This is a genomic window from Marinomonas sp. 15G6-16, assembly GCF_055809555.1.
The window spans coordinates 1048368-1063210 of record NZ_CM147916.1 but is presented as its reverse complement, the minus strand read 5'-3'; the positions used below and the strand labels follow the sequence as shown (position 1 = coordinate 1063210).

Below are 14843 nucleotides of genomic sequence, written 5' to 3'. Positions count from 1 at the left end.
TCCGAGCGTAAGTGTTTGGTTTAGGCCCCAAACATGGCACTAATAGACTCTTCGTTGCATACGCGACGAACAGCCTCCGCCATAATGTCAGACATCGACAATTGGCGTATCTGAGGGCAATTAAGCGCCTCTTGTCTCAATGGAATGGTATCAGTCACAACCAATTCATCGAGCACGGAATTTTTAATGTTTTCAATTGCTTTGCCAGAAAGAACAGGGTGAGTACAGTAAGCAAGTACTTTTGAAGCGCCATGTTCTTTCAATGCTTTAGCGGCTGCACATAAAGTACCGCCAGTGTCACACATGTCATCAACTAGGACACATGTTTTGCCTTCAACATCACCGATCAAATGCATGATTTGAGCTTCGTTTGCACGAGGGCGACGTTTGTCGATGATTGCTAAGTCTGCATCATCTAACATTTTCGCAAAGGCTCTTGCGCGTACAACGCCGCCTACGTCAGGAGAAACAACAGCAATGTTCTCATGGCCTTGGCGTTGTAGATCGTCAAGTAATAAAGGTGTTGCATAAACGTTATCAACAGGAATGTCGAAGAATCCCTGGATCTGATCAGCATGAAGGTCAACCGTTAATACGCGGTTGATCCCTACTGCAGAAATCATATCGGCAATCACTTTTGCTGTAATAGGTACGCGTGCAGATCGTACGCGACGATCTTGGCGAGCATAACCAAAATAAGGGATAACGGCGGTGACGCGAGTAGCGGATGCACGACGTAAAGCGTCTGCCATAACAATGAGTTCCATTAGGTTGTCATTGCTTGGTGCACAAGTTGACTGGATGATAAAAACGTCTTTACCGCGAACGTTTTCATTAATCTCAACTGTAATTTCACCATCGCTGAACTTACCGACTGTTGCATTACCAATAGGTAAACCTAGGCGACGTACGACTCTACGAGCGAGTTCCGGGTTTGCATTACCGGTAAAAACCATCAACTTGGACACTGTGTATACCCTTTGTATATTATCTGCGATGAAAATAGATTGGCTTAGTATAAGTGAGCCTTGCCTTGCTAACTTTTATTTTGCTCAATCCACTGGTTTAATGCGTCATGAGTTGGTGACGTATTTGTGCTGCGACATACCCAACTTTGCCATTTCTTTGGTGTTAGCTGTTTTACTCGCTCAGCTTCGAGTAAATTATCAAATGCTAGAAATAGGCAAGCACCTGTCCCGGTTAACTTCGCATCTCCATGATTTTTAAGCCATAAATACGCTTCGTTTACTTCAGGATTGTGCTTTTTTACGACATCAAGGCAATCGTTATGACCACCCAGCTTCAAGGCGTGCGGTATTTTGATGGGAGGGGTGTCTCTTGTCAAATATTTATCGGTAAATATTTGAGCAGTAGAGACGTGGCAATTGGGCTTTAAGAGTAAAAAATACGGCGTATCTGGCTCGACTTTTTGGAGCCTTTCTCCAACACCTTCGGCAAAGGCTGAAAACCCCATCACAAATACTGGAATATCTGCCCCAAGCGTGACACCCATTTCGGCTAATTTTTCGAGAGTTAAGTGGCATTCCCACAGAGTGTTGAGTGCCAATAACGTTGTCGCGGCATTTGAACTTCCGCCACCGATACCGCCACCCATTGGCAGTTGTTTTTCGAGTCTAATATCGACGCCAAATGTTTTGTCTTTTTTGAAAGGTGTGAGCAACTCAGCGGCTTTATGGATAAGGTTCTCTTCGGTTGGTAAACCTTCTATTTCTGGGGAAATAGTAATGCGATTATTTTGCGTAAGAGAAAACTCTAAAGTGTCGCATAAATCAATGAATTGAAAGACGGTTTGTAACTCATGATAACCATCTTCTCGGCGACCTGTAATGTGTAAAAAGAGATTTAGCTTTGCTGGAGAAGGTAATCGCATTGTGGTTACTGAACGGCCCATTCGTTGATAATCAAATTTACTCGAAACGGAGAGTTTGAAACTTGCATTTTTTGCGGCAAGGATAAACCGTCTATTTTAGTGAAATTACTATAGGTAACAACCCAGCCATCTTGTTCTATTTTGTCCACCGTGTCGGAGTCTGCTTCTTTAGTGATTTGGGCTGGCGAATGTGGCGAAGCCAAACCGCGAATCCAATAAGTGACCTGCTCAACAGGAAAAGCCCAACCTAGCTCGTCGTGCAAAAGTGTTGCTGGGTTATCACCTGTAATGACTTTGTCTTCATAGGCTAATGTGACTAAGCCGTTTTCGTTTTGATTGAGTTTGGTTGCACCTTGACCAAAAGGGCCAACGATAGACAAAGAAAAGGTATCTGTGGCTTTTTGCCAGCTGAAATTTCCTGAGATCGCATCATCTTGAGTACGAATGCCGACTCGACCTGAGGTTTCCCATTTTGATATGGCATCGACACTAGACGGTGGTGGCGTGACAGGGCCAGAAGGCTGTGTGCTACAGGCACCTAAAAAAGCCGTCAGTGAAATAATACAAAGTGCGCGATAATTCATGGCGTAATATCCTGTTGTCTTTCTTCTATTAAAGACGGCGACAGTCGTTTAATCGTTTCTAATAAAAGTGGTGAGTTTGGTTCGCTGTCTAGGGCAGTTTCCCATATCTCTATTGCCTCTTTGTAATGTCGCTGTTTCCATAAGGTTTCGCCATAGTGCGCTGCTATTTCAGCGTCAGGCAAAAGACTCCATGCTTTCTTGAGATAATAAGATGCTTGTTCTAGCTCGCCTTTTAAAAAGTGTCCCCAGCCTAAGCTGTCTATGACCGCAGGATCATCTTCTGCTTTTTCATAGGCTGATTCTATGTATTTCATGGCCTCATCAATGCGAGAGGTTCTAGTGAGCAAGGTGTAACCTAAAGCGTTAAGATACTGAGGGTTTTCAGGATCTTTCAATAATAAAATGTGGATTTCAGTTTCCGTAGTTTGCCAATCGCCTAATGATTCTGCCAATAATGCTTTTCGGTAACGTAGCGCATTTGATTCAGGGTAAGTGTCAGAGGCTTGGCTCACTAAGTCGTAGGCTAAACGTTCGTTATCGTTTTGTAGATGTAACTGACTGATCAGTGTGACTTGCTCAGGAATGTTTTCTCGCAAGGTTCTTGTTAAGACCATCTCGTTAATGTCTTGTTCTTTGTTTTCCTCATAAAGCCATAACGCAATTTGTTGTGTGGCTTTTGTTCGTAGGTTGCCTTCCACATTGCGCATTATTTCAATGGCTTTGGTTGTTTCTTTCAATTCTGCTAACGCGATGGCTTCAAGGAATTGGATTTGATCGCCAAAACCGAAGCTTTCTTCCGGCAAAGTGGCGGACACTTCTAAAACATGCTTTGGTTGGTTGTTTGCCAATAAAGTACGCATAAAGCCAATACCAACTTGAAGCTGCTCCGAATCGTCTAATGTTTTCTCGTTATAAATCGACATGGCTTGAGAGACATCGCCTCGCTCCACAAGGAAGTCAATCAAAGAGGCCATGATTCGAGTATTCTCTGGGTGATGCTTTGTTGCTTCTAATAAGGTTTCGATCGACTCATCAAGTTGACCAATATTCTTTTGACTAAAAGCGAGAATCAAAAACAATATTTCATTCTTTTCTAAGTCTGGACGCTCAAGCAGTTGTTGAGATGCAGTGATGGCTTCTTCATATTGGCCAGCTAATAAGAAAATATGCGCTTGGCTAAGTTGAATGTACTGGTCTTTTTGGTACTTAGCGGGCAGTTCGGAAATGGCTTCGCTAATCACAGCGACTTTCTCACTGTCACGTACATGGTCTTCTAAATACAGAGGCAAGAATTGTAGAGAAACGCTGTGCCTTATTGCATTGATTAAGAGTGTGGCGGTTTCTTCTGGGCGTTGATTTTTAATCAGAACTTGAGCCTTTAATGAATATGCTTGCTCAGCAAAAGGGTCGGCTGCGAGCCATAGGTTCGCGCTTTGTTCTACATAATTATCGTTCTGGGATGCAATGGCGACCTGAATTAATCTTTCGAGTAATTTATCGTCTGCAGTTTTACTGGCGAGATCATAAAAAGTGTCGAAGGCTTTTTCTGGGCCTTCTCGCTGCAAAAGGAATTCAGCTTCTAGCAAGGCTTCTATTTGTTGAGCGGTAGATGTTTTGTTTTGTGTTACGGATGCTTCTTGTTGGCTTGAGTCATTTGTTTTCGCCATCTGTTGGCAAGCAGTAAGAATAGGAAGGCTTACCACGAAAAAAAGCGTCAGCCACTTTTTGTTGTCGCGCTTTTCTTTCAGAAAATTGTGTAGTGTGCCGAAACAAGATGGCATGTTTATTCTCGATGCTGAATTCATATAGCTCTTATATTATCGTTAGCGGCGTCTTATGTCAGTTACAACTATAAATTAATCCTATTACTTTTATTGGTAAGATAGGGTGCGCAAAAAAGTGAATTTCTCGTATAATGTGTCTTCTTTGTGTAAAGAGTCATGTTGAAGCTGCGCTTCCTCCTGTCATGTCTTAAAATCTCGATTTTTGAGAAGAGTCCTGAATGCCGCTAATTACTGTAGGTGTAAATCACAAAACAGCGCCCGTTTCGATACGTGAGCGTGTGGCTTTTGCGCCTGAAAAGATGGTCGATGCGTTGTCTTCTCTGTTGTCTGAGAAAACCGCCAATGAAGCTGTCATTGTCTCTACTTGCAATAGAACCGAACTTTACTGCTCGGTAGAAGATGTCCAAAAAGCGGATGAGGTGATTACTTGGCTTGGGCAGTATCATGACATCGATGCGGTTGACCTCAAGCAGTATTGTTATACCCATTGTGAAGATGACAGTGTACGCCATGTGATGCGCGTTGCTTCCGGTTTGGATTCTTTGGTTTTAGGTGAGCCACAAATACTCGGACAAGTTAAATCGGCTTATGCGGTTTCGCAAGAAGGTGAATGCCTTGGTCCGGAGTTAGAATCTTTATTTCAGCGTACTTTCTCCGTCGCAAAACGTGTTCGAACCGATACAGCCATTGGTGAGAACCCTGTTTCAATTGCCTTTGCTGCGGTGAGTTTGGCGCAACGTATCTTTGCTGATATTAGAAACAGTACGGCGTTATTGATTGGTGCTGGCCAAACGATTGAGTTGGTCGCGCGTCATTTGAAAGAAAATGGCGTCAAACGCATCATTGTCGCGAATAGAACCTTAGCTCGAGCAGAAAATCTAGCGACTGAACTCAATGCAGAAGCCATTATGTTGGGTGACATTGGTGATTATTTGTCACAGGCTGATATCGTGATTTCATCTACGGCGAGTCAATTGCCTATCATAGGTAAAGGCATGGTTGAACGCGCAACAGCAAAACGCCGACATTCTCCTATGTTGTTGATTGATATTGCCGTTCCGCGAGACATCGAGCCAGAAGTCGAAAATGTTAAAGACGCTTATCTTTATACTGTTGATGACTTGCATTCAGTCATTGAAGAAAATGTAAGAGCAAGGCAAGATGCTGCGAAAGCAGCTGAGCAGATGATTGATGAAGGCGTAGATGCCTATCGTCGAATCGTTGAATCAAGAAAAGTTTCAAATCTGATTGTGACCTTTAGACAATCTGCTGAAGAAATTAAAAACACAGAATTAGAAAAAGCACTGAAAGGTCTTGAAATGGGCCAGGCGCCAGAGCAAGTAATGAACAAACTTGCTCATGGTTTAATGAATAAGCTCATTCATGCACCGACTCGCTATTTGCGTGCCGCTGGCGCAGATGCAGATCAAGACGCATTAACTATTGCCTCGAATGTATTGGGCATTCACGAAGAAAAAGATAATTAAAATGAAAGAATCGATTAAATTAAAGTTAGAAAGTTTGTCTGATCGTTATGATGAGTTGGCTGCGTTACTAGGTGTGGCTGAAGTTATTATGGATCAGGATTTGTTTCGTGCTTATTCCAAAGAATATGCAGAACTTGAACCTGTTGTTAAGTGTTTCAATGAGTTCCAGCAAATTGATGAAAACATTGCTGAAGCAGAACTTATGATGACAGACTCAGACCCAGATATTAAAGAAATGGGTGTGGAGGAATACAAAGCGGGTCAGGCTCAAAAAGAAGAGCTTCAATTGGTTCTACAGAAATTGCTTTTACCAAAAGACCCAAATGACTCTAAAAACGTTTTCTTAGAAGTGCGAGCGGGTACAGGTGGTGATGAGGCGTCTATTTTCTCAGGCGATTTGTTCCGTATGTATTCTCGTTATGCAGAGACTCAACGCTGGAAGGTTGAAATTGTCAGTGCGAACGAAGGTGAGCACGGCGGTTATAAAGAAGTAATTGCTCGAATTGTTGGTGATGGCGCGTATTCAAAGTTGAAGTTTGAGTCTGGCGCCCATCGTGTTCAGCGAGTGCCAGCAACGGAATCGCAAGGCCGTATTCATACTTCTGCTTGTACTGTTGCCGTTATGCCTGAAATGGATGAGTTAGATGACATTGTCATTAACAAGGCTGATTTACGAATCGACACTTTCCGCGCCTCTGGTGCCGGTGGTCAGCACGTAAACAAAACCGATTCCGCGATTCGTTTGACTCACATTCCGACTGGCGTGGTTGTTGAATGTCAGGAAGAGCGCTCTCAACATAAAAACCGTGCGAAAGCCATGTCTTTACTGGCTTCTCGATTACAGGCTGCGGAACAAGAGAAAGCGGCAAGTGAACAATCCGAAACACGTAAATCCTTGGTGGGAAGTGGTGATCGTTCTGAACGTATCCGTACTTACAATTACCCACAAGGCCGTGTGACAGATCACCGTATCAATTTAACCTTGTACAAATTGGACGAGATCGTAACAGGTGATTTGGATGTTTTGATTAATCCGTTGGTTAACGAGTTCCAAGCAGAACAGCTTGCTACTTTGAGCGGCGACAATTAATCAATAATGTACTTTTCTTTCTACAGGGTAGTCATCTCTCATGCGAATTGATGAGTTACTAAAAGGCGCTTTAGAGCGCCTTACTTTTGTCTCAGATACAGCGCAATTAGATGCGCAGCTGTTATTGGCTCATGTGCTGTCTGTTTCTACGTCTTATTTTTATACTTGGCCAGAAAAGCAGGTGGATGGGGAACAGGTTGCTGTATTCAATCAGTTATTGGCTCGTCGAGAGAAAGGAGAGCCAGTTGCTTATTTGCTTGGGCATCAAGCATTCTGGAATTTAGATTTAGATGTGGCGCCTTGTACTTTGATTCCTCGTGCAGACACAGAGCGGTTGGTCGAAGTTGTCTTGTCTCTTGTTGATGATGGTTTAAAAGTGAAGCATATTTTGGACCTTGGTACAGGAACTGGGGCAATTGCCTTGGCGTTAGCGTCGGAGTTGCCTGAGTCGCAGGTTATTGGTGTTGATCTTGTGCAGGATGCGGTGTCACTTGCTCAAGGTAATGCTAAGAAAAACCAATTGCATAATGTTGCGTTTAAGCAAAGTAGTTGGTTTGATGCGTTAACAGATAACGAACAGTTTGACCTGATTGTCTCTAATCCGCCTTATATTGACCCTGATGACGAGCATTTGTCTCAAGGTGATGTGAGGTTTGAGCCTAAAAGTGCTTTAGTGGCAGACCATCATGGTTTGGCTGACATAGAACGCATTATCAAGGAATCTCCTCGATTCATGACGCTAGATGCTTATTTGGTGTTTGAGCATGGTTACGACCAAGCAGAAGCGGTTAGACACCTTCTTATTCAGGCAGGTTTTGATTCTGTAGAGAGCTTTCAGGATCTGGGTGGTAATGACCGAGTGACCATAGGTCGCTGGCATTAAGTGTATTTCGTCCATTGGAAAGTCAGGAATATAAAGCAACAAAATTGTGGTTATATTCCTGACTTTATTCAGCGACTGCGCTCTGTTTACTTCTTAGGCTGCGCATCTTCTGGGCGAATAAACACAGGTGCAGCGTCTGTTGATTGTTCTGGGTCGTAACGATATCCAGCCAAATCAAATGCCTTCAATTCTTCAAGCGTTTCACAGCGGTTTTCAATGAGGTAACGAGCCATTAAGCCGCGTGCTTTTTTTGCATAAAAGCTGATGACTTTGAACTGACCGTTTTTCTCATCAAGGAAGTTTGGCGTAATTAAGGTAGATTTAAGCTTCTTCTTATTCACCGCTTTGAAATATTCGTTTGATGCTAGATTGACGAGCAACTCGTTCTCTTCAAGCGTATCGTTTATTTTATCGACTATGATGTCTCCCCAGAACTGATACAAGTTGCTGCCGCGATTATTGGTCAGCTTTGTTCCCATTTCCAATCGGTAGGCTTGCATTAAATCCAAAGGCTTCAAAAGGCCGTATAATCCACTTAGGATACGAAGTGATTTCTGTGCATAATCCATGTTTTCATCGCTTAGAGAGTAAGCATCTAAGCCTGTGTAAACATCGCCCATGAAGGTATAAACTGCTGGGCGGCTGTTGGATGCTGTGTGCTCTTTTTGCCATTCTTGGTAGCGTGAAACATTTAAGGTTGCTAAGTTGTCACTTAGCTTCATTAATGTGGCAATTTCTGCAGGAGTATATGGCTTGATTGTATCAATGAGCTCTTGAGAGTTATCAAGCATTTCAGGTTGACTGAAATGACTGTTGGGAAGCTCAGAGGTCAAGTCCAAAGTTTTTGCGGGAGAGATTAAAAATTTCATAATTTTTCCATTTGCATAATGATTTTGCTTGTTAAAGATTATCCATGGAGTGCCGATAGATATCCAGACAATGCTTTAATAGAGATAATTTATGAAGAATAATCTGATACCATTTCCGACGTCTCGTCAGCGTGTTGAACATAAAGCAGCAATACGTCATTCGAGCGATAAATTAAAGGCACTTCGTGCGGCGTTTGACCAAGCTCGTAATGGCTGGGAATTGGAAGCGGCTGAATTGCCTGAAAATAATAAAATGTACTGCGGCTCTAAAAAGTAATGGAATAACTCTTTATTTCTATTTCGGGCTGCTTCTTTAAGGTGTTAGTCCTATGTTGTTCCTTGTTCGTCATTCTCTTCTTTTCATGTTTCTCTGTGCCATACTTGGCTTCTTACTTCCTTCACTTTCACTCACGCTGTTTCCCTTCTTATCCATTGTGCTTTTTGGCTTGATGACATTGACTCTATTGGGCATGAAGCAAAATGAATTGATTAAGCGTTTGGCAAGTTTTGCGGTTTGGCGTTACACCTTGTTGCACTCCATTGCCTTCATGGCATTTGTTGGTATTTTGGGGCGAATCTTATCTTTCGATGGTGATCTTCTATTGGCGGTTGTTGCAGTCGCAGGAACAGGATCTTTGTTTGCAACGCCAGCGATTGTTCGTGCTTTAGGGTTTGATAGTGTGCAAGCCATGGCAATGACCATTGCGACGACACTGTGTTTGCCTATTGCGATTTGCATTGCATTGCTGTTTTACCAAACTGAAGAGCTTGATTTAAATTGGGCGAATTACTCACTTCGTTTAATCATTTTTATTTTTGGCCCTATGTTTTTTTCTTTCTTGGTACATCGCTTTGTTCCCGAAGAATCGTTAAGTAGATTTTTAGTGAAAATCTCGCCTTATACTATTCTGTTGGTATTTGCTTTCCCCTTTGGTCTAGTTGGCAGCTTTAGGCAGCTTTATGATCAAGATCCTATGATGGCGCTCCAGTACTTTTTGATAGCAACTGGTCTGTGCTTTTTGTTTTTTGCATTAGCGTTTGTTGTGTACAGGAAGAAGGGTAAAACGGTTGCGTTAACCGCTGCGATCACTTCTGGAAATCGGAATGTTTTATTGACCTACACCATTGCTGGTGGATTGTTAGGGCCGGCTTTTTTACCAATGGTGGGGGCTCTGCAAATTCCGACATCTTTATTACCTGTTTTGACTCGCTGGCTTAATAAAGTATTGACCAAATAACACTTAAATAATCAGGTGCTTATTTAGTTAAATCTTATGTTAGCCTTTTTGTAAAGTCGGCTTATACTGATAAGAGTTTTTATCTTTCCCGAAAACTTAAAGGATGTTGGTTTTATGAGAAAAAATACACCAGTGACAAATCACGAGAAAACGTTTGATAAAAGCGTTAAGTTGGTCACGACAACAGATTTGAATGGCAATATTGTTCATTGTAATGATGCCTTTATTGATATTAGTGGTTTTACGAAAGAAGAATTAATTGGCAGCCCGCATAATATTGTTCGTCACCCTGATATGCCGCAAGAAGCCTTTAAGGTGATGTGGGAAACGCTTAAGCAAGGCAAGGCTTGGATGGGATTGGTGAAGAATCGTTGTAAAAATGGCGATTTTTATTGGGTTGATGCTTATGTGACGCCTGTTATGGAGTCTGGAAAAGTTGCTGGCTATGAATCAGTAAGGACATTACCAGATAAAAAAGACGTTGCTAGAGCAGAAAGAATATACAAAAAAGTCATCAATGGGCAGCGTGTATTGCCATTGAAGTTTTTGTCTTGGAAGTTCTTGGTGCCTCTTGTTGGCGGTGTGCTTGGTGTGTTCGCTGGCTTTGTTGAGCTTTCTTATGGCTTAGCTATTTGGCTACTGACGAGTTTACTGATGAATAGTCTTTTTGTTGTAAACCATTCACGCTTACAGAAAATACTGACGGCTCGTTTGTCGAAGTCTTTTTGCATCCATTAGCCGGTATTACTTACTCAGATAACTCATTAGATGACGCTATTTTAGATGCAGGTGCAAAAAGCATGGAATCTAGAATAGATGCCATTTTGACGCGTTTTGAAGATGAGTCTCTAAAGGTATCGAGTCAATCTAAACTTGGCTTGGCATTGACGGTTGAAATGGCTAAAACCATGGATAACCAGCAGCATGAAACACAAAATGTTGCGACAGCCATGCAAGAGATGACGGCTACGATTAATGATGTGGCTCAGCAAGTACAGATTGCTGCAGACAGTGCAAAATCTTCTTCTGAATCTGCAGAGTCTGGACAAAAAACGGTTCAAGATACGCGAGGCTCAATTCAGCAACTTAGTATAACGGTTGATGAGATTGGTGTCACCGTTCAGAATCTAGCGAATCATTCGGAAGAAATCGCCCAAGTTGCTCAAATGATTGAGCAAATAGCAGAGCAAACAAATTTATTAGCGCTCAATGCGGCCATTGAAGCAGCACGAGCAGGGGAATATGGTCGTGGTTTTGCTGTTGTTGCAGATGAGGTGCGTCAACTTGCACAAAGAACTCAAGGCTCGACACAAAATATTCACAAGATTATCAGTACTTTGCGAGAAGGTGCCACAAGCTCGGTTGCCATTGCTGAGAAAGGCAAACAAGATGCAAGGGAAGGCTTAGACAAAATTGTTGAAATGGAAAAGGCTTTTGACAATATTGTTGAGGCTGTTTCCAATATCACTGATATGACGATGCAGATGTCGACAGCAGTTGAAGAGCAAGCTCACGTATCCGAAGATATTAATCGACAAGTGGTGCGTATATCTGACCTTGCAACAGAGAGTTTAGAAAAATCTAACCAATCAAGTGACAGTATTAAATCTTTAGAGCAAGTGGCTGATGGCATGCATGAGTTAATTGTTCGATTCAAGTAAAGAGTGTTTTGAGACGAACAACGAGCTTTTGAAATGAAAAACGCTGCTATGAACATAGCAGCGTTTTTTTATTAGTAGAAACTACCGGTAAATTGAAAGGTTTGCTTAAGGTAAAGGTAGAGCTTTTAGTCGTTTACTTGTGTGATTAAGATTGATCATCATTAAGTCTTGGCTGGCTTTCGTTTCGCCCATGGCTTTGAGCAGTCTGCTCAGCTCAGCTAATGCTTCATTTTGACTGTCTAAGGCTAAAGCTTGTTCATAGTAATCTTTTGCCTTGCCCCACAACATCATGGATTGACTCAAGCGTCCGCAAACAAGGTATAAATTCGCGCTGGCTGGTTCTTTCTTTAGCCAGTTTTCACAGTTTGCGAGCAGCTTTTTATAAGTGCCTTGATCAATATTTCCATACTCGAAAATAAGCTCTTCAGACCATTTTTGATTCAGCTTATGACGAATGAAGTTTTCCGCTTTGGCGTGGTCGCCAAATTGAATTAACGTTCGAGCATATAAGACACTCATTTCCGTATCTTGAGACAGTGTGTCTAACTTATTCCAAAGTGTTTCTAGTTCAGCCACTAGCTCTTGGCTGCTTTGTCCAAGTTTATTACGGAATTTGATCTTATCTAACAAGGCTAAAAAAGCATTACGTTCAAGCTCAAGCATGTTGTCATCATCAAATATGCCGTCTTTCTTTAATGTTGGTGTCAAAGTCAGTAGAGCGTCCCAGTCTTTTAGCTTGGTGTAAACCGTGACGAGCATTTTCAAAACTTGTTTATGTTTTGGCTTGAGTTTCTGTAGGCGAAGCAAAGAGGCGAGAGCACTTTCGTAATGACCTTGCTTCATTTGTATTTGACTTTGCGCAAAGCCAATCGCAAATTCGGCTTCTGGAGTGGATTTGTGGGCGGATCTGAGCAAGGCTTTAGAGCGCTCGTGTTCGTCTTGCTCACTCGCTGCGTACGCTGCACTGATGTAGTTTATAAGAGGATAAGGTACCTTTTCAGCACTGTTTGTTAAGAGTTTTTCCGCTTTATGCCAGTTCCCTCCAACAAGCTCCAGCATGCCTCTTATTGTATTTCGAGATGCTCTCTTTTGAGCCAAATTTCCTGTCACTTTTGCCAATGAACTGCTTGGCTTTAATGCAATAAATAGAATGCGTTTTACCCAGCTCATAACAAATAAGGCGACAATCATCCCTGCGAGCAACACCCACAAGCTGGTTTCAATTGTTATGCCATTGTAAGCAACTAAAACATAGCCACTGTCTTGGCGCATCAGCAGTCCTAACAAGCCGCCGACAGCCATCATAATGACTAATAAGAAGAGGAGTTTTTTCATATCTCATCTCCTGAATTTGTTTTGGTTGCTGCTTTTGGTGTTACCGCTTCTGGTGTAGTTGCAATAGGCGAATCGGTAGAGGATGGCGTACTGTCTATTCTGCTTGTCCAATTTTGCATTAAAGATTTCATTGCTGTTAATGAATCTCTAGGCAATGGGAAGCTAGGAGCAGGGTTGAGCTGCTGCATGGATGTTAAGTTCGATAAGAACGACGTGACTGCTTTTGATTGTGTATCAAAATGTTCTGTTACTGCGTCACCAACACGTTTGAGTGATTGCTGATAAATGACAGATTCGCCTTTTAGAAGTGCTACTTGAGCGACATCTAATTGCAGTTGTAAGCCAGTAACAAGCTCTTGATACTCAGCTGGTGGCAATAATGTTTTGATAGGTTTGTGGTCGTAATTGATCACCACCAAAGAGCGCAGAGATTGCCAGAAGCTAGCCAATGCGGCTTCAATCGAACTTACTTCAGTATTACTGCTTTCTGTTGATGCTGTCTCATTTGTTGAAGATTGCCACTTTTTAGAAGGCTCTCTTTGTGGAAGAGTGGGCACATTGTCGTATAACGCACTTAATTTTAAATAAGCGCCTTCTAAGTCAAATTGGCTGACAGAGCTTAATGCTTGGATATCTTTTGCTAATGCTTTACGCGTTGCAAAAACGATCGGGTCTTCCAACTCATTTAAAATGTCATCGGCATTATTTAATAATGTAATTGCGCCATTGCTGTCGGATTCTAATAACAGGCGTTGGTTTGCTAGGCGAATAAGGTATTCAGCTTCTGCTAACTTCCAATCTTCTTTTGTGGTGTTATCCAATCGGCTGAGTTTGGCCTCAAGAGAAAGTATCTGCTCGTCTTGTTGGTTCTGTTTGTCAGCCAGCTGTTGTTTTTCTGTTTGAGTTGTTTTGTCTGTGTTTCGTATTTGCTCAATGAGTGTCTTGAGTTGAGCTTGATTCAGAGTATTTGTACTGATTTTTTTATCTAAATTGTTCTGCTGATTTTGCAGTAGTGTAATGTCTTGTGGAATTGAGCTTTGCGTACTTTGGTAGTAGAGCCATCCGCTCGCCGCCAAAGCAACAAGAGATAAGCAAAGCGATGCCGCAACCAAGGATTTTACTTTTCCTTGAGAAGCTGTTTCTTGCTGCGCATCATCTTTTTTTACTGGCTGTGTTTCAGTTTTGTCAGACGTGTCTTTTATTGGTGTAGAGTTGTTGTCTTCAGCGACCGAAGTTTCTTGTTTGTTATTCTCTGTCATTCTATTTTCCTATATAAAATTCCGTCGCTTTGAGTAAGCTGTTGTCGTCGGCGCCATCGGCGCATGAAGCATTAATCCAACCCATGTTTATTGCTTGCTGATTCACTCTGAGACTGGGTGTCAGTATCGGAAGTGCTTTCCATTCGGGCTTATATTGAGAAACGTATTCTGAAAGATTACTTAAATTTTCGCCACTGGTTACCCAGATTAAGTTGATATCTGGCAACATGAAAAAAGTTTGAGCGTGATATTCAGGTTTTTTTCTTTCGTAAAGAGAAAGATAGCTGATTTTTGCGCCTTTCTCCTCAAGTTTATCGCCTAACTCGGTTCGTCCGCCAACGCCACGTACAATAAGTACTTTTTGTTCTGACATCTTAACGGGTTTCAACCAGTCTAATAAGGCCTCACTTGTGTTTCCTGGGTTTGATAGCGCAGGAATGCCTTCGTTAATCAATGTTTGCGTGGTGCCTTGACCAATACCAATCCAATGAACTTTTTCCGGCAGCATTGGCCAGCATGTGTCTAGCCATTCGGCGGCATATCGGGCGGCGTTTTTACTGACAAATATGACGTAATGAAACTCATCGATATTAAATATTTGCGAACGGATTTTTGCCTCTTCATCTTCACCCTGTAGAGCTTGTATTTCTAACATGGGCAAAGAAATTGGAGACAGACCCATACTGCTGAGAGTGTTACAAGTCACTGAGTTCTCAGGTTCTGGGCGAGTGATTAGAATGCGATAGTTTTCCACTGTTAGGC

15 protein-coding genes are annotated in these 14843 nt (G+C 42.2%); 7 read left to right on the top strand and 8 right to left on the bottom strand.

The annotated features are described in order from the left end of the window. Window positions 1–20: 20 nt before the first annotated feature. The 4 genes from AC0L46_RS05120 to AC0L46_RS05105 form a co-directional block, all read right to left on the bottom strand. Window positions 21–968: a ribose-phosphate diphosphokinase gene (locus AC0L46_RS05120; protein ID WP_414682694.1), complete on the bottom strand. Its 948-nt coding sequence runs from the start codon at window positions 966–968 to the stop codon at window positions 21–23. A 68-nt stretch (window positions 969–1036) separates the two neighbouring features. After that, window positions 1037–1912, bottom strand: coding sequence for a 4-(cytidine 5'-diphospho)-2-C-methyl-D-erythritol kinase (ispE, locus tag AC0L46_RS05115; protein WP_414682695.1), 876 nt, complete (start codon window positions 1910–1912; stop codon window positions 1037–1039). Next, window positions 1897–2475 (bottom strand): lipoprotein insertase outer membrane protein LolB, encoded by a 579-nt coding sequence (lolB, locus tag AC0L46_RS05110; RefSeq protein WP_414682696.1) that lies wholly within the window; start codon window positions 2473–2475, stop codon window positions 1897–1899. The genes ispE and lolB overlap by 16 nt, the downstream gene beginning before the upstream one ends. After that, complete coding sequence (locus AC0L46_RS05105; protein WP_473506270.1) at window positions 2472–4280, bottom strand: tetratricopeptide repeat protein; 1809 nt, start codon at window positions 4278–4280, stop codon at window positions 2472–2474. The genes lolB and AC0L46_RS05105 overlap by 4 nt, the downstream gene beginning before the upstream one ends. A 197-nt stretch (window positions 4281–4477) precedes the next feature. Here AC0L46_RS05105 and hemA point away from each other — a divergent pair, with 197 nt between their 5' ends. Genes hemA through prmC form a run of 3 tightly spaced genes read left to right on the top strand, consistent with a single transcriptional unit; the run spans window position 4478 to window position 7719 of the window. Beyond that, window positions 4478–5746: a glutamyl-tRNA reductase gene (gene hemA / locus AC0L46_RS05100; RefSeq protein ID WP_414682698.1), complete on the top strand. Its 1269-nt coding sequence runs from the start codon at window positions 4478–4480 to the stop codon at window positions 5744–5746. 1 nt (window position 5747) lies between these two features. Next, the gene (gene prfA / locus AC0L46_RS05095) at window positions 5748–6836 is read left to right on the top strand and encodes a peptide chain release factor 1 (protein WP_347984631.1); all 1089 of its coding nucleotides are present in this window, start codon (window positions 5748–5750) and stop codon (window positions 6834–6836) included. A gap of 40 nt (window positions 6837–6876) precedes the next feature. Then, a complete protein-coding gene (prmC, locus tag AC0L46_RS05090; protein WP_473506268.1) occupies window positions 6877–7719 on the top strand; it encodes a peptide chain release factor N(5)-glutamine methyltransferase in 843 nt (280 codons plus the stop codon). Window positions 7720–7805: 86 nt separating this feature from the next. On the opposite strand, the gene yaaA is transcribed toward prmC, so the two are convergent. Then, window positions 7806–8588 carry a peroxide stress protein YaaA gene (gene yaaA / locus AC0L46_RS05085; RefSeq protein ID WP_473506266.1) on the bottom strand — a complete coding sequence of 261 codons (783 nt, stop codon included), beginning with the start codon at window positions 8586–8588 and terminating at the stop codon, window positions 7806–7808. A gap of 91 nt (window positions 8589–8679) precedes the next feature. Between yaaA and AC0L46_RS05080 the strand changes: the two genes are divergently transcribed. The 4 genes from AC0L46_RS05080 to AC0L46_RS05065 all read left to right on the top strand — a co-directional run bounded on the left by AC0L46_RS05080 (window position 8680) and on the right by AC0L46_RS05065 (window position 11487). After that, window positions 8680–8865, top strand: coding sequence for a hypothetical protein (locus AC0L46_RS05080; protein WP_317002923.1), 186 nt, complete (start codon window positions 8680–8682; stop codon window positions 8863–8865). A gap of 52 nt (window positions 8866–8917) precedes the next feature. Beyond that, window positions 8918–9826 carry a hypothetical protein gene (locus AC0L46_RS05075; protein ID WP_473506264.1) on the top strand — a complete coding sequence of 303 codons (909 nt, stop codon included), beginning with the start codon at window positions 8918–8920 and terminating at the stop codon, window positions 9824–9826. Window positions 9827–9940: 114 nt separating this feature from the next. Further along, complete coding sequence (locus AC0L46_RS05070; RefSeq protein ID WP_473506262.1) at window positions 9941–10564, top strand: PAS domain-containing protein; 624 nt, start codon at window positions 9941–9943, stop codon at window positions 10562–10564. Beyond that, the gene (locus AC0L46_RS05065; RefSeq protein ID WP_473506260.1) at window positions 10552–11487 is read left to right on the top strand and encodes a methyl-accepting chemotaxis protein; all 936 of its coding nucleotides are present in this window, start codon (window positions 10552–10554) and stop codon (window positions 11485–11487) included. Before AC0L46_RS05070 ends, AC0L46_RS05065 begins: the two co-directional genes overlap by 13 nt. A gap of 105 nt (window positions 11488–11592) precedes the next feature. Here the strand turns inward: AC0L46_RS05065 and AC0L46_RS05060 are convergent, their stop codons facing one another. From AC0L46_RS05060 to AC0L46_RS05050, 3 genes are read right to left on the bottom strand one after another with little or no spacing between them, the layout of a single operon-like run. After that, window positions 11593–12822 (bottom strand): heme biosynthesis HemY N-terminal domain-containing protein, encoded by a 1230-nt coding sequence (locus AC0L46_RS05060; protein WP_473506258.1) that lies wholly within the window; start codon window positions 12820–12822, stop codon window positions 11593–11595. Further along, window positions 12819–14081, bottom strand: coding sequence for a uroporphyrinogen-III C-methyltransferase (locus tag AC0L46_RS05055; RefSeq protein ID WP_473506256.1), 1263 nt, complete (start codon window positions 14079–14081; stop codon window positions 12819–12821). Before AC0L46_RS05055 ends, AC0L46_RS05060 begins: the two co-directional genes overlap by 4 nt. Before the next feature lies 1 nt (window position 14082). After that, on the bottom strand, window positions 14083–14835 hold the full coding sequence (locus tag AC0L46_RS05050; protein ID WP_473506254.1) for a uroporphyrinogen-III synthase: 753 nt from the start codon (window positions 14833–14835) through the stop codon (window positions 14083–14085). Between the last annotated feature and the right edge of the window lie 8 nt (window positions 14836–14843).